General features: G+C 65.8%; 21 protein-coding genes and 1 pseudogene. 11 read left to right on the top strand and 11 right to left on the bottom strand.

Annotated features, from left to right (window positions below; translation table 11 throughout):
* Positions 1–12 precede the first annotated feature (12 nt).
* Positions 13–354, bottom strand: coding sequence for a J domain-containing protein (locus ABRP34_RS10320; protein WP_353713149.1), 342 nt, complete (start codon positions 352–354; stop codon positions 13–15).
* A gap of 98 nt (positions 355–452) precedes the next feature.
* The gene (locus ABRP34_RS10325) at positions 453–875 is read right to left on the bottom strand and encodes an Hsp20/alpha crystallin family protein (RefSeq protein ID WP_353713345.1); all 423 of its coding nucleotides are present in this window, start codon (positions 873–875) and stop codon (positions 453–455) included.
* Between the two features lie 139 nt (positions 876–1,014).
* Between ABRP34_RS10325 and ABRP34_RS10330 the strand changes: the two are divergent.
* Positions 1,015–1,302: pseudogene (locus ABRP34_RS10330) on the top strand (MerR family transcriptional regulator); the annotation flags it as partial.
* Between the two features lie 108 nt (positions 1,303–1,410).
* Here the strand turns inward: ABRP34_RS10330 and ABRP34_RS10335 are convergent.
* Both ABRP34_RS10335 and ABRP34_RS10340 read right to left on the bottom strand, forming a co-directional pair.
* A complete protein-coding gene (locus tag ABRP34_RS10335) occupies positions 1,411–1,716 on the bottom strand; it encodes an MmcQ/YjbR family DNA-binding protein (RefSeq protein WP_353713150.1) in 306 nt (101 codons plus the stop codon).
* A gap of 4 nt (positions 1,717–1,720) precedes the next feature.
* Positions 1,721–2,497 carry a phosphatase PAP2 family protein gene (locus ABRP34_RS10340; protein ID WP_353713151.1) on the bottom strand — a complete coding sequence of 259 codons (777 nt, stop codon included), beginning with the start codon at positions 2,495–2,497 and terminating at the stop codon, positions 1,721–1,723.
* 152 nt (positions 2,498–2,649) lie between these two features.
* Here ABRP34_RS10340 and ABRP34_RS10345 point away from each other — a divergent pair, with 152 nt between their 5' ends.
* Both ABRP34_RS10345 and ABRP34_RS10350 read left to right on the top strand, forming a co-directional pair.
* Positions 2,650–2,892, top strand: a complete 243-nt coding sequence (locus ABRP34_RS10345; protein ID WP_353713152.1) for a hypothetical protein — start codon at positions 2,650–2,652, stop codon at positions 2,890–2,892.
* Positions 2,893–2,946: 54 nt separating this feature from the next.
* Positions 2,947–3,144 (top strand): hypothetical protein, encoded by a 198-nt coding sequence (locus tag ABRP34_RS10350; RefSeq protein ID WP_353713153.1) that lies wholly within the window; start codon positions 2,947–2,949, stop codon positions 3,142–3,144.
* 310 nt (positions 3,145–3,454) lie between these two features.
* On the opposite strand, the gene ABRP34_RS10355 is transcribed toward ABRP34_RS10350, so the two are convergent.
* On the bottom strand, positions 3,455–4,327 hold the full coding sequence (locus tag ABRP34_RS10355) for an NAD(P)-dependent oxidoreductase (RefSeq protein WP_353713154.1): 873 nt from the start codon (positions 4,325–4,327) through the stop codon (positions 3,455–3,457).
* 286 nt (positions 4,328–4,613) lie between these two features.
* On the opposite strand from ABRP34_RS10355, the gene ABRP34_RS10360 reads away from it, so the two are divergent.
* Entirely contained in the window at positions 4,614–5,357 is a 744-nt protein-coding gene (locus ABRP34_RS10360; RefSeq protein ID WP_353713155.1) for a GAF and ANTAR domain-containing protein, read from the top strand.
* Here ABRP34_RS10360 and ABRP34_RS10365 read toward each other — a convergent pair.
* Positions 5,345–5,887 carry an Hsp20/alpha crystallin family protein gene (locus ABRP34_RS10365; protein WP_353713156.1) on the bottom strand — a complete coding sequence of 181 codons (543 nt, stop codon included), beginning with the start codon at positions 5,885–5,887 and terminating at the stop codon, positions 5,345–5,347. The genes ABRP34_RS10360 and ABRP34_RS10365 overlap by 13 nt on opposite strands.
* 368 nt (positions 5,888–6,255) lie before the next feature.
* Between ABRP34_RS10365 and ABRP34_RS10370 the strand changes: the two genes are divergently transcribed.
* Together ABRP34_RS10370 and ABRP34_RS10375 are read left to right on the top strand one after the other, a co-directional pair.
* Positions 6,256–6,441: a hypothetical protein gene (locus ABRP34_RS10370; RefSeq protein WP_353713157.1), complete on the top strand. Its 186-nt coding sequence runs from the start codon at positions 6,256–6,258 to the stop codon at positions 6,439–6,441.
* Positions 6,431–6,865, top strand: a complete 435-nt coding sequence (locus ABRP34_RS10375) for a hypothetical protein (RefSeq protein ID WP_353713158.1) — start codon at positions 6,431–6,433, stop codon at positions 6,863–6,865. Before ABRP34_RS10370 ends, ABRP34_RS10375 begins: the two co-directional genes overlap by 11 nt.
* Before the next feature lie 61 nt (positions 6,866–6,926).
* On the opposite strand, the gene ABRP34_RS10380 is transcribed toward ABRP34_RS10375, so the two are convergent.
* Entirely contained in the window at positions 6,927–7,541 is a 615-nt protein-coding gene (locus ABRP34_RS10380; protein ID WP_353713159.1) for a helix-turn-helix domain-containing protein, read from the bottom strand.
* A 138-nt stretch (positions 7,542–7,679) separates the two neighbouring features.
* On the opposite strand from ABRP34_RS10380, the gene ABRP34_RS10385 reads away from it, so the two are divergent.
* The 3 genes from ABRP34_RS10385 to ABRP34_RS10395 all read left to right on the top strand — a co-directional run bounded on the left by ABRP34_RS10385 (position 7,680) and on the right by ABRP34_RS10395 (position 9,273).
* Complete coding sequence (locus ABRP34_RS10385; RefSeq protein WP_003806375.1) at positions 7,680–7,916, top strand: hypothetical protein; 237 nt, start codon at positions 7,680–7,682, stop codon at positions 7,914–7,916.
* A 153-nt stretch (positions 7,917–8,069) separates the two neighbouring features.
* Positions 8,070–8,549 carry an ATP-binding protein gene (locus tag ABRP34_RS10390; RefSeq protein ID WP_003806376.1) on the top strand — a complete coding sequence of 160 codons (480 nt, stop codon included), beginning with the start codon at positions 8,070–8,072 and terminating at the stop codon, positions 8,547–8,549.
* A gap of 64 nt (positions 8,550–8,613) precedes the next feature.
* The gene (locus ABRP34_RS10395) at positions 8,614–9,273 is read left to right on the top strand and encodes a nucleoside/nucleotide kinase family protein (protein ID WP_353713160.1); all 660 of its coding nucleotides are present in this window, start codon (positions 8,614–8,616) and stop codon (positions 9,271–9,273) included.
* Here ABRP34_RS10395 and ABRP34_RS10400 read toward each other — a convergent pair whose 3' ends face one another.
* Both ABRP34_RS10400 and ABRP34_RS10405 read right to left on the bottom strand, forming a co-directional pair.
* Positions 9,274–9,519, bottom strand: a complete 246-nt coding sequence (locus tag ABRP34_RS10400; RefSeq protein WP_353713161.1) for a hypothetical protein — start codon at positions 9,517–9,519, stop codon at positions 9,274–9,276. It abuts the gene before it with no gap.
* Between the two features lie 142 nt (positions 9,520–9,661).
* Positions 9,662–10,708, bottom strand: coding sequence for an LLM class flavin-dependent oxidoreductase (locus tag ABRP34_RS10405; RefSeq protein ID WP_353713162.1), 1,047 nt, complete (start codon positions 10,706–10,708; stop codon positions 9,662–9,664).
* Between the two features lie 142 nt (positions 10,709–10,850).
* Here ABRP34_RS10405 and ABRP34_RS10410 point away from each other — a divergent pair, with 142 nt between their 5' ends.
* Entirely contained in the window at positions 10,851–11,687 is an 837-nt protein-coding gene (locus ABRP34_RS10410) for an alpha/beta hydrolase (protein WP_353713163.1), read from the top strand.
* 300 nt (positions 11,688–11,987) lie between these two features.
* A complete protein-coding gene (locus tag ABRP34_RS10415) occupies positions 11,988–12,509 on the top strand; it encodes a hypothetical protein (RefSeq protein ID WP_353713164.1) in 522 nt (173 codons plus the stop codon).
* Positions 12,510–12,603: 94 nt separating this feature from the next.
* Here ABRP34_RS10415 and ABRP34_RS10420 read toward each other — a convergent pair whose 3' ends face one another.
* Positions 12,604–14,703, bottom strand: coding sequence for an Ig-like domain-containing protein (locus ABRP34_RS10420; protein ID WP_353713165.1), 2,100 nt, complete (start codon positions 14,701–14,703; stop codon positions 12,604–12,606).
* Between the two features lie 246 nt (positions 14,704–14,949).
* On the bottom strand, positions 14,950–16,644 hold the full coding sequence (locus tag ABRP34_RS10425) for a multicopper oxidase domain-containing protein (RefSeq protein WP_353713166.1): 1,695 nt from the start codon (positions 16,642–16,644) through the stop codon (positions 14,950–14,952).
* Positions 16,645–16,797 lie beyond the last annotated feature (153 nt).

A 16,797-nucleotide genomic window follows, 5' to 3' on the forward strand; every position in this document is an offset into this window, starting at 1 on the left:
CTCATGTCGGTTTCAGGTCCACGGTCCGCTCTCCCACCGGACAGGCGTGACGCGGAGCGGCGGTTCCCGGTGCCGGACCACGTGGACGGGAATGTTTTGTGGTTTGCTGGCGGGTTGGTGTTCGCCGGCAGTCACGGCAAGGAGATTGCGGTCGTAGGCTGCACGGCGTTTGGGGTCCCGGAGCGTGGCGAAGGCCTGCATGACGAGTTGCAGTTCGGCTGGTACCGCTTCACCGCTGGCAACATCCGGGTGGTGGCGGCGCATCAGGGCGCGGTAGGCGCGGGCGATTTCCTGCTGCGACGCTCCGTGCGGAATCTGCAGCACCGCATAGTAATCCGGTGAGGGGCTGGTCATTACACAAGCCTGCCGTTGGAAGGATTGCTGAGGATCGCGGCTGGGGCGGCCCAGGGTTTCCGACTGGAAACCGCAGGCCGCCCCTGCCAGCGCGGCGGCTACGTCTCGATCTGGTGCAGCTGGCCCTTGCTTTCGATCTCGATCTTCCGCGGCTTTGCCTGCTCGGCAACGGGGATGCGCAGTGTCAGCACGCCAAGATCGTAGCTGGCCTTGATCTTGTCCGCGTCCAGGGTGTCGCCGAGAATGACCTGGCGGCTGAAGACGCCGCGCGGCCGCTCGGAGACCACCAGTTCGACGTTGGGCTGGGTGGCATCACGGCGCTCTGCCCGGACGGTAAGGACGTTCCGTTCAACGTTCAGATCCACGTCGTCGGGAGAAATCCCGGGTAAGTCAAACGCCACCACGAATTCCCCGTCTTCCTGCCACGCGTCCATCGGCATGGCGGCCGGACGGGCTGCTGTTCCGAAGACCTGCTGGGTGAGCCGGTCCAGCTCACGGAACGGGTCAGTACGGATTAGCATCATTTCCCACTCCCTTCAGCATGTAGGTTGTATGGCTACCCATCACCCATTTATCTATGGTGGTGGATATAGATTTTTTATAGCACCGCTGACAAACTGGTGCAAGAGGAAAAACGAGAAAATCTGGACGGGGAATCACATGGCCAACCGGGACGGCGCCGGGCGCCGGCTGTACGCCATTTCTGTCGTGGCGGAGCTCGTGGGGACGGGCCAGCAAAACATCCGGCTCTATGAGCGCCGCGGCCTGCTGACCCCCGAAAGGACCGACGGCGGCACCCGCCAGTACAGCGAATCTGATCTGGCGGTCCTGCGCCGCATCGCTGAACTCCTGGACGAAGGGCTCAACCTGGCCGGTGTGGCCAAGGTGCTGGAACTGGAAATGGACAACGCCCGGCTGCGCCGCCAGCTGCAGCGGGCCCGCGGCCGCGGCGCCAGCCCCGGGGCCGGCGGCAGCCCGCAGGACAGCGCCCGCGCCCGGCACGACGACGGCGACCGGCCGGCAGAGCCATCAAGCGAGGACGTCGGTACCTGAGGACTACAGCCGTCCCCCGGCGAGCAGGAAGGAGTCCTCAAGCAGTTCGGCGAGCTGGTCGCCGTCGACCCTTGAAAGCCGAACAAGGACCAACTGGGGCGACCGCTCATGGTGCGGCGTCCAGAAGTACGTCCCCGGATCCGTTCCGGCGAGAGCCTCACGCTCGGCGGTCTTGACCGTGAGCACGCCCGTTTCCCAGATGCGGGCCATCAGGGTTTTGGCGAACCAGGCCGGCTGGTTCCAGCTGGCGCGTTCGGTCACGCCCGGCAGTGCAAGGCAGATCCGGCGGACATCGGCTTCGGTGGCCATGCCGTCAGTCCGGGGCGTCGGCTTTGGAGAGCTCGCCGGTAACTTCCTCGCCCGGCACCCGGGCGGTGCGCCAGGTGTCCACGGCAATCACCGCGCCGAGCACCACCAGCGACAGCGACACCGACGCCACGGCGTCGCTCACCCAGTGGTAGCCCAGATAGAGCCTGCTGACGGAGGCCGCGAAAACGCCGATGATGGCCACAATAAAGCTGACGACGGCGGCCTTCGGGTTCCGGTGCCGGGAAAAGACCAGGAACGTGGTCACCAGCAGGAAGTCAGATGCACCCAGGACGTGGCCGGACGGGAAGGAAAATGTTTGGTCTGCGCCGAACAGCATCTGGTCCACTGGTGGGCGTTCCCTTTCGACGGACCTGCCGATGAGCTGGGCGAGCCCCACGCCGGTGAGCATGGCCGCTGCCAGCAGGATGGGCCGCCAGGCGTGCTTGGCCAGAATGCCCCACGCCACCGTGACGATCAGGACGATGATGGGCAGCCCCACGGGTCCGAAGATGATGGCAAGGATGATCATCACCACGGTCAGAGCTTCGGATCGCGTCGTCAGCAGCCACCTCTGCGCCTCACCGTCAGCGCTGGCCAGCCCGTCCTTTTGCCAGACACCGGCGAGCGTAAAGAAGAAGACCGTTGCCCCCACGAGGGCAAGGATGATCGCCGTGGCGTAAAGCCCTTTCCTCGCGCCCGGTTCCATGTACCGCTCCTCGACCACAAACTTGTCATGGAAGGCGCGCCACCGGCCCTGCCTGCCCGCTGATTCTTCTGCCACCCGAAAGACCGCCTGTGTGCTGAGGAATATTGTCTAGAAGTGAAGGTTATCCCTGTTCCGCGCCGGGCGGCAGAAATCCTAAGCGCCCTTACGGATGTCTTCCCCCGCTGTTACGGTAAGACTTCCAGCCCCACAAGGTCTCAGGAGACGACATGAGCACTGAAGGAACCGGCCAGGAAGAACAGAACAGCGGAACTGCGCCGCAGACCCAGGGGGACGGCGTCCCCGACTCCGGCGCCGGCGTCGCGGTGGGAGCCGGCGAGCCGAACACGTTCGAACCGGAGGAGGGCACGGACAGCACCCGGACCGGAGCGCCAAGCGACGAGCAGATCGCCACGGCGGAGGACACCCCGGACGTCGAAGAAACACCGGTGGATACGACCGAACCCAGCTGACCGGGTGGATAATTAGTCACACATTGAAGTGGCAACGGGGCTACGGAGGCTGCCGTGAGGATCATCGGAACACTTGTGGTCATCTGGCTCATCGTCGGTGTTTTCGCCGCGTTTCAGCGGGGCTACTTCGGTGGCTCCCCGGACTCCTGCACGGAGGCCGGAACCGTGGCGATCACCATCGCCGCAGGACCGCTGAACTACATGGGTGCCAACCCCAAGCTGAGCTGCGAAGTGCCCCAACCGTCCAAGTAGCACGGCCGTCCGAGTAGCACAGCCGTCCAAATAGCAGCTCTTCGCGGGACGGGGCGTTGCCGTTCACCGGCGATTCACACGCGCGTCCTCGCCTGTCCAAGCTGCCTCGCTAGGTTCGGGACCATGGACATCACACGCAGAACACTCATCACCAGCAGCCTCGGAGCCGGCCTCGTTATCGCCCTGCCCGGCACCGCCTAGCCGGCACCGCCCCAGGAAACAGCGCGAACGGACATTTAAGCCCCACCCGTGGGGGGCTCAAGTGTTCGTTCGCGCTCAGTCGTTTCTGGCGCTCAGTCGTTTGTGGCGCTCAGTCCTCGGTGGGCGTCGTGCGGTTCGAGTGGTAGTTCCGCCAACTGTGCTCGGGCGCGTAGCCAAGGAGCCGCTTCGCCTTGTCGATGGAGAGCAGAGTCTCGTGCTCGCCCAATTCCTTCGTGACCTTCACCCGCGGGAACACGTCCGCCGCCAGGCTGGCGCTGGAGCGGCTCATGACGGTGTCCTCGTTGGCGACGATGAAGGCCTCGAACCCCGGCGTGCTGTATTCCAGCGCGCGCGCCACCGCCTGGGCACCGTCGCGCGCATCGATGTAGCCCCAGAGGTTCCACTTGCGAAGGGCGGCGTCCGAGTCAAAGGACGGAAAGTCCTCGTAGTCCTCCGGATCCATGACGTTGGAGAAACGGAGTCCCACGATGCTCAGCTCCGGGTCCCAGCGCGTCATCTGGATGGCCATCTGCTCCTCCAGATGCTTCACCAGCGAGTAGGTGCTCTCGGGGCGGGCCGGATATTCCTCGTCCACCGGGATGTAGGGAGGATCGACGTCGAACGGCAGTCCCAGCACCGTCTCACTGGATGCGTACACGATTTTCTTGATGCCGGCCCGGCGTGCGGCCTGGAACACGTTGTAGGTGGACAGCATGTTGTTTTCGAACGTGGCGGCGTCGGGCACCAGGCCGGGAGCGGGGATGGCGCCCAGATGGACGATCGCGTCGAAGCCCTGGTGCCGGTCATCCAGACCGAGGATGACGTCGACCACCTGCCCGTAGTTGCGCAGATCCACGGCGGCGAAATGTGGGCTCCGGTCACCTGTCCGGTCCAGGTTGAGGACCGAATGCCCGTCCGCCACAAGCCTGCGGACCACATTACGTCCCAGCTTTCCGCTGCCTCCCGTTACGGCAATTCTCACCGCGGCCTCCTCCTGTTGGTTTGCCGCCCTGGCCAGGACGGCTGTGCTCGGTTCGCCGCAGTGGCTTCCGCCGCCCGGCACCTTCCCCCAGCCTAGGGCCCACGGCTGTAACGGCGGCCATGGTGCGTGCCGAACTGGTGTATATTTTCTCGGTACGGTTTAGCAGAAGGCCGTTGGATTGTTGTTCGATCCGGCACCTTGCTCGCCGCTATCCGCCCCGGCCATGGGGTCCCTGCGCTGCGCCCGCCGGTTCGTCTTGACCCGAGCGAAACGGTACCGAAAGATCGTGGCCAGCGAGTCGACCGCAAAACCTGAAACCTCAATCACGGAGCACCTCAACGAGCTTGTGCTCACCAGCTCCGACGTGGGCGAGTTCCTCCACGAGCTCGCCCGAATCTCTGCACGCAGCCTCTCCGAACGCGGGGACGAAGTCCTCTGCGGCGTAACCCTGCTGCGGCACCGCAAGGCAGCAACCGTGGCGAGCAGCAGCCCCGAGGCGCAGGCCATGGACGAGATTCAGTACGACTTTGGCGACGGTCCCTGCATGACGGCCTCGCGCGATCAGGTCACCATCCATATCACGGACCTCCGGAAGCATGACCGTTGGGACAGCTACGCCGAAAAGGTGCTGGGGCAAGGGGTCCGGTCAATTCTCGCCATTCCGTTTGTGCTTGAGGGCGAGACCCGGGCCGCGCTGAACCTGTACTCCCACCGGCCTGGACGTTTCGAGGGGCGCGTGCTGGAACTCGCCCAGGACTTCGTCAGCCAGACGTCGATGGCCCTGCGGCTGGCGGTGCGGTTCGCCCACTACAGCGACGCGGCGGCCAACCTCAAGGCCACCCTGGAAACGCGCACGGTGATCGACGTCGCCGTCGGCGTGATCATGGCGCAGAACAGATGCAGCCAGGAGGAAGCCTTCGAGCTGCTCAAGGCGGCGTCGAGTACGCGCAACATCAAGCTGCACAGCGTGGCGACGTCGATCGTTGACTCGCTTGGCCAGGGCCCGGCGAAGACCCACTACGAGGGCTGAACTGCCGGGCTGCGCGCACTGCTAGGGGCCACCGAAGCTCGGGCCGTCGGGGTCCTGCCCGCCCATCTGTGGAGTCCCGCAGGCCGCGACGACCCCTCGGTTCCCGCTCCGGCCGTCCCCGCACCGCGGGAGACCCGGATCTTCTGGGCGCCCGCAGCGGACTCCTCAGTCAACGGAACGCGGACTTCCAGAACGCCGTCGGTATATGAGGCGCGGATGTCCTCCTGGTTCACCGGGGCGGGAAGGCTTACGGTCCGCGAAAACGTGCCGAAGCGGAATTCCGAGCGGTACCCTTCCTTGTCCTTGTGCTCCGATTTCTCTTCACGGCGGACGGTGATCTGCAGTTGGCTGCCGGTCAGCGTGATGTCGACGTCATTGTCAGGATCGATGCCCGGCGCTTCGGCCTTCACCACCAATGAGCCTGCCTCGCGGTATTCCTCGACACGCAGCCAGGCGTCCAGATCCCCCTCCAGGAATCGGCGGAAGGGTTCCGGGATATCGACGCCGGCACGCCTGAATATGTTGGTCATCGCTGTTACCTCCTGTCAGCTTCCGGCCCCATTGCAGGATGCGGAGGACCGGAATGGGTCCCAACCAACCAAGCTACGCTGTTGCCGGGCGCTTGTCAGGCGGTCGTCCGGGAGCCTGCCCACTGGCGAACCTCCCCGCCTTCAGCGGCTCAGCGCCAGGAATCCTGAGAGTTTCCCTATGAAAACCCGGGAAGTTCCTGGCGGACGAATAAGCGATATGGACAGACGGAACCGTTCCGTCAGGCGGACCCCCCAAATCAGCCCAAAGTGCGGCTGCAGAGGGGTGCCGGCACCGAGGTTTTCACAGGAGGCTTGGCGCATATTGGCGCCATGCAAAGGATCACGCCGCCAGTGGAGGAGCCCCAGTGATGAAGCTGTTACTCCTGTGTATTCCCGTGGTTACATTCGCCGCCCTCAACGTCTGGAGCCAGGCGGTTACGGAGCCGCCGGCTGTGCAGGGTCCGGGCGTGGTGGTCATTGAGCTGCCCACTTCAGCCAAAGCCGTTTTCCTGAAAGAAGACGCGAACATTCAAGGAGGTTCCGATGGACGCTAGTGCCCCCACCCCTGCTGAGCACGAAAGGCTGAGGACTGCGGCCGATCCGGGGAGAAGCGCCGAGGAGGCGCTGGAGCTCTTCTGCAGCGACTCACTGAGGTCGATCGACAGGACTGTGATGCGCGCCCAGGTCATCGAACTCATCCTTGATATCCTGGCCACCACTGATGTCAAGTCCGAAGCCCGGCACCGGCTGCTGCAGCATCTGGCCTCACACCCGGGATCCCCCGAGCAAGCGCTGCTGTGCCACCTGAGCGAAAATGCCTGCCTGCCGCCGGTCACGGACGGCAGCTCCCTCCCGGCGGCCGACTACTTCCCGGCTGGCGCTGCTGAGGGGCCGATGGAAGGCACCAAAGACACAGTTGACGGACCGAAGCCGACGTGGCTGCCCGCTCCCCTGCGGGACCTGCTTCGGCTCGACTGAAGAGGGTCGACGGCGGGAGTGGACCTACGCTGCCAGCTGCGGCGAGGTCAGGCCCCGGGTCTTAGTTCCGGTGGTGCGCGATGAGCCAGCCGGCCATCTGCTGCGCCCGCTTGTTGGCGAGGAAGTCGCCTTCCGTCGCGGAAATGATGGAGCCCTTCATCAGGATGTGCCAGGAGCGCGCGAATTCGTCAGGGCGTTCCAGCCCCGCTTCCTCGGCAAGTGCCTGGATGTGGCCCCGGATTCTGGCGAGGTAGCCGATGCTGGCCTCCCCCAGGGGATGCCCCGGGCCCATTTCGAGGAGGACATTGATGAACGTGCACGCTTCGAAATCGTCCCGCTGGAACCAATCGCCGAACACGTCGAAAATGGCCAGCAGCCGGCCCTCGGGTGTGGTTCCCCTGCGCCTCGCCTCGGAGGCAATCAGGTCCACCGTCCATACCTGGTCACGGAGGGCCAGGAAAGCCAGCACCAGCGCATCCTTTGACGGAAAGTGGCGGTAAAACGTCGACTTGGCCACGCCGGACCGCTCGATCAGCTCATTGATACCGACGTCCCGGACGCCGCGGTGGGAGAAAAGCTCGTAGGCAGCGGCCAGGATCCGATCCACTGGTTCGCTATGGCCGGTCCGCACCTCGTCGGGCAACAAGGTGTCCCCGGTTGCATCAGGAGCACTCATTAGGGAATCAGTGTACCTTGGGACTGGCAGAGACAGACCTGTCTGTCTTATTGTTTTAGGGTCATGACACCTCGTCATCGGGAATGCTGGTCCCCGGGCGCTGGCGTCACTGCAATGGAGCAGAATGGGAGGGCACCGATGGACGACGACATCCGCGCGGTGGAAGAAGCCGTGGCGACGCTGGAATCCGCAAAAGCAGAGCATGACCCGGCAGAGGCAACCCTGCAGAGCGCAGTAGCCGCGGCCGTAACCCACGGCAAGCCGATCCGTGAAGTGGCGGCCGCCGCGCATATGACGGCGCTGGAGGTTCTTGACGCCGCCGACGCCGCCACGTATCCGCAAAAGGAGCTTCAGCCCTGGATGCTGGCTACGTAGGCGCACCCAAGACCTTGCGAAAACTTGATTTGATCCCGAGGTAAACCTGCGGCAAGCCTGATCAGCCCGCGCCACCCTTAAGCATCAGCCCCTGGAGGAGCGATCCTTCCAGGGAAAGCATGCAACTAAGGCCGCTAGGAAGCGGGGGGCGCCATGAACCAGTCAGCAACTCTCGAGGAAGTCATCGAAGTCGGCGGTGTCATGACCGACCGGCAGCCCGTGGACTTTCACCGGCTGGGGCTCGCCGGCTGCATCGACAGGCTCACTGTCCCCCTGCGCCGCCAGGGTACCTGCGTCCGGTGGGAGACACCCCATCACGGCGTGGAGATCTCGTCCGGCTGCGCCTCGCTGCTGTACCACTCCGCGCAGGTGGCGCTGAGCAACACGTTCAAATATGCGCATGCCACGGATGTCACTGTCCGCCTCGCAGCCGTTTTTCACGGCATCCGCCTGATGGTCGCCGACAACGGCACGGGCTTCGAGTCGGTTCCGCCGGCGGCGGGAGAAGGCATCGGCCACGGCGCGGGGCTCAGGACCATTTCACAGGCGGTAAAGGAAGCGGGCGGGACCGTGGACATCAGTTCGGCTCCCGGCACCGGCACGGCCATCACCATCACCATTCCGCTGGACTGACGCAACTCCGCGGCACCATCGGCACACTCCGGCGATCCGCCAGGACTCGCCTAGGATGCTGTGCATGACCCTTCCGAACGTTGAGCCCGTGCGGGCTTTCGAGTCCGCGGAGATCCAGCAGGCCGTCACCGAACTGCGCAGCCGGCTAACCTCCGGCCGACGGGTTCTGCTCGGCGTGGCTGGTTCCCCGGGGTCCGGCAAATCCACGTTCTCGGCCTGCCTCGCGGACGCCCTGGGCCCTGAGTCCGCCCTCGTCGTGCCCATGGATGGCTTCCACCTGGGCAACGCCATCATCGACGGCACTCCACTGCGACAGCGCAAGGGAGCCCCGGACACGTTCGACGTCGGCGGTTATCTTTCGCTCCTGAGGCGCCTTGTGCGCCGGGACGAGGAGGTCGTATACGCGCCGGAGTTCCGGCGGACGATCGATGAGCCCGTGGCCGCATCGCTCGCCATCCCAGCCGCCGTCCCGGTCATCATCACCGAGGGCAACTACCTGCTCAGCGACGCTCCGCGCTGGCAGCAGGTGAGGGCACAACTGGACGAGGTGTGGTTCATCGACACACCGCACAGCCTGCGCCTTGCCCGCCTGGTTGAGCGGCACATGTTCTACGGCATGGACCGCGCTGCGGCCGAGGCGTGGGCCAACGGGCCGGACGCGGCCAATGCCCGCCTAATCGAAGCCACGCGCTCCCGCGCCGACAGGATCATGACCTGGTACTAGCTACCTGTCCTCGGCATCCCACAGCCCGGATTCGTCCGCAGCCTCTTCCGGTTTGTGCTGGCCCTCCGGCGCTCCACTGCCAACGTAGCTGGCGGGCACTGTTCCGCCGGCCTGTGTCATCTGTTCCTCACGAATGTTGTGCGCCGTACCGGCCTGGGGATGGGGCTGTTCCTGTTCGACGGCGTCCGGGTCGCCAGGGCCCAGAAGCTCGCTGGGCTCTTCCGCATTGCGCTTGCTGTCAGTCATGCCACTGCCTCTCACTGGGAAATGCCGGTCGCGTCCCAGTCTAAGCACACCAAGTACCGCCGCAGCGAGCTTGCCAGAAGCCGGACCGTCCAGACCAGGATGAGCGCGACACCGGCCAGCGTGGGCACCCTGTGCCAACAGGTTATGCTGGCCCCCGCACATCCTGCGGTGCCCACCCCAGGGATGGTGCCACATGCCGGGCGATGTTTTCCAGCAGCTTGGCGTTGTAGTCCACGCCAAGCTGGTTTGGGACGGTCAGCAGTAGCGTGTCTGCCGCCTGAACCGCGGCGTCGCCGGCCAGCTCGGCGGCGATGACGTCCGGCTCGCCGATGTAGCTCTTGCCGAAGCGGGCCAGGGTGCCATCCAGGGCGCCCACCTGGTCCCGTCCCTCGCGGAGGGCGCTCAGCCCGAAGTACTGCCGGTCCTCGTCATCGGCCAGCGGCAGGACGCTGCGGCTGACCGAAACCCGCGGCTCACGGCCGTGCCCGGCCGCCGCCCACGCCTCACGGAACATCGCTATCTGCTCGGCCTGGAGCTCGTGAAACGGTACCCCCGTATCCTCGGTCAGCAGGGTGGAGCTCATGAGGTTCATCCCGCGCTCCGCCGCCCAGACCGCTGTCTTCCGGGTTCCGGCGCCCCACCAGATCCGCTCGGGAAGCCCCTCGGATCGGGGCTGGACAGGGAGCAGCCCGGTGGCCCCTCCGGCGTACCGGGGATCGGCCTCCACCACGCCGGCGCCGGAGATGGCCCGCCGGAACTCCTCGGCGTGCCGGCGCGCCATGTCGGCGTCGGTCTCGCCCTCCCGCGGCGCATGGCCGAAGGCGGCCGCGCCGTTCCGGGCCGGCTCGGGTGAGCCGCGGCTGATGCCGAGCTGCAGCCGGCCCCCGCTGATGAGGTCCGTGGCCGCCGCCTCCTCGGCCATGTACAGCGGATTCTCGTAGCGCATGTCGATGACGCCGGTGCCGAGCTCAATGCGGCGGGTGCGGGCCGCCGCGGCCGCGAGCAGCGGAAACGGCGATGCCTGCTGGCGCGCGAAGTGGTGAACGCGGAAAAACGCGCCGTCGATGCCCAGCTCCTCCGCGGCCACGGCCAGCTCTATCCCCTGCAGCAGGGCATCACGTGCCGTCCTGGTGCGGGAACCCTGCACCGGGCCCCAGTGGCCGAACGAGAGGAAACCAATTCTTTTCATGCCCACCACAACATCCCCGCGTCCTGTGCCATTCCTGCAGGCCACGCCCCGTGGCAGGCCGCGCGCACCGGCCCGCGATCCCGATAGGTTGGTATCACCGCATGAGGACGTCCGTTCTCACGAGACCGAAGGGAATGCTGACATGGCGTACATCACCGTTGGACAGGAAAACAGCACCGACATCGAGCTCTACTACGAAGACCACGGAACCGGACAGGCTGTTGTCCTCATCCACGGCTACCCCCTGGACGGATCCTCCTGGGAAAAGCAGACAGCGGCCCTGCTCGATGCCGGCTACCGCGTCGTCACGTACGACCGCCGCGGATTCGGCAAGTCCAGCAAGCCCACCACCGGCTACGACTATGACACCTTTGCGGGCGACCTCAACACCATCCTGACCACCCTGGACCTCAACGATGCGGTGCTGGTTGGCTTCTCGATGGGAACCGGCGAAGTGGCCCGGTACCTCTCCACGTTCGGGTCGGCCCGCGTGGCCAAGGCCGCCTTCCTCGGATCCTTGGAGCCCTACCTCCTGCAGACCGACGACAACCCCACCGGTGTGCCGCAGTCAGTCTTCGACGGCCTTGCCGAGGCAGTCAAAGCGGACCGCTACGCCTTCTTCACCGAGTTCTTCAAGAACTTCTACAACAGCGACACCTTCCTGGGCACGCCCAGGCTCAGCGAGGAGTCCGTGAAGGCCAGCTGGAACCTCGCAGCCAGCTCCGGTGCGTTCGCCTCGGTGGCCGCCCAGCCCACCTGGATCACCGACTTCCGCGCCGATATCCCGAAGATCGACGTCCCGGCACTGATCGTGCATGGCACGGCGGACAACATCCTGCCGATTGACGCCACGGGCCGGGAGTTCAGCAAGGCCCTCCCGGAAGCTGACTACGTGGAGATCGACGGCGCCCCGCACGGCCTGCTCTGGACCCACGGCGCAGAGGTCAACGAGGCCCTGCTCAGCTTCCTGGGCAAGTAGCCCGGCGCCAAGGAGGACGCCCGACGGCGGCACGCCCCGCCGTCGGGCGCCCTCCCGCCGCCCCCACAAACAACTCCAACAGGTTGACAAATTCTGAAACTAAGTGTTGACACGCACTTCCGGGCGTACAATTTGAAACACCGGATCCAAGGGCTTTCCTTGAAAATGAATCCGGCTCCAGGCCCACCCGGCCAGTCTGGGTGGGCGATCATAAAACGGACAGAAGTGGTTGATAGGTCTCCACGCGTCACGTGATCGGCCAGCGATGCCCGAACACACCTCGCGGGAGAAACAATGACAATGACTCCGCCAACACCGTCCCGCCGCTCGGCCAGGATCGCGTTGGTTTCCACTGTTTCGCTGGGCCTGCTTGCAGGCCCCATCGCCATGGCCACTCCGGCCGTGGCAGACTCCAAGAGTGCTGACTGTACCGTCAAGGCGCTGAAGCCGAAGGTCCATGACAAGGACAAGGGCGGCTACAAGAAGGGCGAACGCAAGTTTGTCAAGGTGGAATTCGAGTTCAAGATCCGCTGCGATAAGGACGCCAAGGTCCACTTCGAACAGAAGATGTTCCAGAAGGACGGCAAGTGGAAGGTTGACCAGATCGGCAAGGACCACGGAAACGTGTGGGTCCACAAGCATGAATCCGTTGTCAACATCGTCAAGGTCTACGACAAGGACCGCCACGACAAGTACGAGAAGGTCTTCCACTACGTCAAGATCCGGGTGGAGAAGAAGGACAGGTACGGCAAGTGGGCAAAGTGGTCAGACTTTGACAAGAGCCCGGTCGCAACCATCTACGTCCCCAACGGACGCTACTAGCAGTTCGCTGCTTTCCTGAGTATCCGATTCACTAGCTCAACAGGAGGCCGACGGCGGCACGCGGGTGCCGCCGTCGGCGCTGTTTTACTCTCGCTCAGAGAGAACCTGTGCTGAACGTCCAGCTGGTGGACTTCAGCGGGTTACCCGCCAGGTCGCGGACCGCGGCGGCGCCTCCGTTCACCGTTACCGCGTACTTGGTCCATGCGGCCAGGGTTGCCGACGGGTTCAGGATCCACTGATTCGTGGTGCCGTTGCGGGATACGGTTGCCGACATCATGAGGCCGGTGGCGGTGTTCTTCAGCGTGACGGTGCCGGTGCTTGCCCCCTGGATGGCCTCGCTGAAGGTCACCGCGATGTTGTTGGCGCGCCGCACCAGCGTGGCGCCCGGGCGCGGCGTCATGGCCGCGATGCTCGGGGCCGGGCCGGTGGTGAACGTCCAGCTGGTGGTGACCAGCGGGGTGCCTGCAGCGTCGCGGATGGCGGCGGCTCCGCCGGTGAGCGTCACGGTGTACTTTGCGTCGTTGGCGAGGCTGGCCGAGGGGTCCAGTGTGGCGGTCCGGGTGGTCGCGCTGTAGGTGACGGCCGCCGGGACCACTATGCCGCCCGGGCCCCGCAGCACGAAGGTGCTGCCGCTGATGCCCTGCACCGCGGTGCCGAAGGTGGCCGTGACATTACCCCCGGCAGCCACGGAGGTGCCGTTCGCCCCGGGCGTGCGGGCCGTGACCGTGGGGGCCGCGGCGGTGGTGAAGGACCAGCTGCCCGTCACGAAGGGAGTGCCTGCGGCGTCGCGGATGGCCGAGGCCCCGCCGGTCAGCGTCGCAGTGTACTTCTGCGACGCAGCAAGCAGGCCCTCAGGGTTCAGCGTTGCGGTGCGCGTGGCGGCATCGTAGCTGACTGCAGCCGGCACCGCTGTGCCTGAGGCGTTCCGGAGGACGAAGGTGGAACCGGCCACGCCCTGGACCGCTGTGCTGAACGCGACGGTGACGTTGGCTCCAACAGCTGCGCCTGAGGAGTTGGCTGCCGGGCTGAGCGCCGTGGCGGCGGGCGCGGTGAGGGCTCCCGCCGCGGGGTCGGTGAACAGCAGGCGGTTTGGTGTCCCCGCGGTGGCGGCGGAGACGGCCCCGGGGGTGGCCGCGGAAAGCAGCTTCGCCGCCACGTCTGCCGGCGGCAGGCCAGGTGACCGGGACAGCATTATGGCTGCGGCGCCTGCCACGTGCGGTGAGGCCATCGAGGTGCCGCTCATCAGGGCCGTGGCCGTGGTGGAGCCGGGGGACGCGGACTTGATGCCCACGCCCGGCGCGTACAGGTCAACGCAGCTGCCGTAGTTGGAGAACGCTGCCTGCTTGTCCGCGGAGTCGCTCGCTGCGACGGTCAGCGCGCCGGCAACGCGGGCCGGGGAGCTGTTGCAGGCATCGGCGGTGGAGTTCCCGGCGGCAACCACGGCGGTGACGCCGTCGTTGATGATGCCCTGCACCGCGGCGTCCACCATGGCGCTGGCGGTGCTGCCGAGGCTCAGGTTGGCCACGGCCGGGGTTCCGGCCTGGTGGTTGGACGCGACCCACTCCAGGCCCGCGATGACATCCGAGTTGAAGCCCGACCCGCTGCAGTCCAGGACCCTCACGGGAATCACGGTGGCCGCCTTGGCCACGCCGTAGGTCTTCCCCGCAATGGTGCCGGCAACGTGCGTGCCGTGGCCGTTGCAGTCCCCGGTGCCCAGCCCGTCGGAAATCGCGGTCCATCCCTGCGCGACGCGGCCAGCAAACTCCGCGTGCGCAGACAGCACGCCGGAGTCAATGACATAGGCGCTCACCCCGGCGCCTGACGACGCCGGGGTGTAGGTCCCGGAGAGCGGCAGGGCGCGCTGGTCAATGCGGTCCAGGCCCCACGGTGCGGACTGCTGGGTATCGGCGGCCGTCACCGGGGCATCGGGTTCGACGGCGGCGACGCCCGCCGAGCGCTTCAGTTCCGCAGCCTGTCCCGGCGTTGCCGTCACCACGGCGCCCCGGAGGGCCTTGGCGAAGGTGCGCCCGACCGCGATGTTCCTCGAGCGCAGGTTCCGCACGGCCGAGGATACGTCGGTCCCGGCAGAGTAGCGCACGATGTAGCGGGCCGGAGCTGGCGCCGCCGCCGGGGTTTCCGTGGCGGCGGTGCCCCCGGCGGCAGTGACTGGCGAGGCTCCGGCGAATGCTGCCACAAGGCTCGTCAGCAGCAGCGAGGCAAGGGCAGGACGGAGAACAGAAGCGCGAATTTTGGGGTTCCTTCGAAAGCTGAGGGCCAGCGGGGAAAGCCAGTGGAAGGCTGTATCCAGTGTATTTTCCGTGCGCCTGTGGCAGGCCGCAGCTGCATGGAAGCTTCGGCGAAGCTTCGGCTCCTGCGGAAAACCCGGCGTAATCCTGAGCTTTCTTCCCGGGCTGCCCGTCGTCAGCTACGTGACACCTCCTCAGGTGCCGGCCGGGAACGCCGGACGGTACACGGGCGGGAACGAGCCCAGCGGCGTGAGGTCCGTCTTGGGCGGGTCGGAGAGGATGGGGTCGTTGTTCCGCAGGTCGCCCACGGAAAACTGCACCATCATGTCGTGGTCCTCATGCACCAGGTTGTGGCAGTGCATCATGTACCGGCCGCCGGGGGAATCCGGTCCTGTATCGAACTGCATGAGCAGCGTGATGGATTCGTTCTCACCGGCGTAGAACACGTCCTTTGGCCCGGTCTCCCATGCGAACGGTTTGCCGCCGTTGGTGTTGCGGGCAATGATCTTGGCGTCGACGAGGTGGATGTGCACGGGATGGAACCAGCCGCCAGACTCGTTGATGATGGTCCACTGTTCCACGGAGTTCCGCCTCGGGACGGCGAAGCACCTGGTGAATCCCGACCTTTCCACGTCCTCCCAGGTCTCCTCGTTGATGGTCCATTCCCCTCCCTGGCGCTTCACCCGGAGCACGCGCTTGGCAACCGCCATCTCGGGCGTGAGGCTCATGGTGGCGATGCTGCCGCGCGCGCTTCCCGGCGTGCCGCCGTCGTCCAGGGTCACCGGCACGGAACTGATGCTTCCGGCCGCGGAGCCGGAGTCGGCCACCACCTGAAACCGCATGATCTTGTTGGTGTTGGGGAAGTCCAGGTTGTTCTTGTTGCTGAGGTTCCGCAGGTCCACCGTCTGCCCGGCCCGGTACCTGCGGAAATCGATGAGGATCTCGTAGCGCTCCGCCGTTCCCTGTCGCCACGACGAGACGGCCTGGACCTTAGGCACCATGCCGCCGTCGGTGGCCACGATGTGGACGGGCTCCCCGTTGGACAGGGCGGGGCGGTAGGAACGGGTGATCGACGCGACGAGCACCCGGAACCGGTAGATGCGGGGCTTGACCTTCATGAGCGGCCACGGGACGCCGTTCACCATGATGATGTCCCCCCACAGCCCGTCGTGATCGTTGTCGTTGTAGCCGAGTGAGCCGTTCGCGTTGAACAGCGCGTCCGAGATGATCAGCGGCACGTCGAACTCGCCCTGGGGCAGCTGGGCCCTTTCGAACCTGTCCGACAACGGATACATGGCCGCGAGCCCGGAGTAGACGCCCTGCGCCGTGACCAGGTGGTGGTGGTCGTGGTACCAGAGGGTGCGGGCGTTCTGCCAGTTGGGATAGTGGTAGTTCTTGAACTTTCCCGGTGCCGTGGAATCGTTGGCGTAGCCGTCATACTGCGGCAGCGATGCGGAGCCGTGCAGGTGGGTGACCGTCTTGAAGGTGCCGGGGTGGAGCAGCGCCGTGGACGGAAGGGCGTTGCGGACCCGCACTTCGGTCCGGGTCCCCTGCGGCACCCGGATGGTGGGTCCGGGAAAGATTCCGTTGTACCCGGCCACCGTGGTGTAGAGGCCCGGGACGAACCGCGCCTGGCCCAGCTTCTGGGTGAGGGCGTAGCGGGCGAACGGCCGGGCGGGGTCACCGCCGTCGAAACCCGTCTGGTACGGCACCAGCTCCGGCGGACGGCGGAACAGCGCCGTGTACGGCACTGGCATGTTTGCCGGGGCCAGCTGGCTCCGCGTAATGAGTGACGTGCTCTGAGTCGGCTCGTCGCCGCTCGCCGCCACTCCGGTCAAAGACGCTGCCCCCACCACGCCCAGTTTCAGAACTTCCCTGCGAGACGTCATTGTCTCCTCCAGATGTCGACTGCGGATTAAACGAAGGCAGACCTGCGGCCTGGGCCGCAGGTCTGCCAATCCCCAGGGACGCGGAACCCCGAACTTTCCCGGCCGGTGGCCGAACAGCCACCGTGCCCTGACCAAGTTCGGAGTTCCGCTCCC

This window comes from Arthrobacter sp. K5 (assembly GCF_040448525.1).
Lineage (GTDB): Bacteria > Actinomycetota > Actinomycetes > Actinomycetales > Micrococcaceae > Arthrobacter > Arthrobacter globiformis.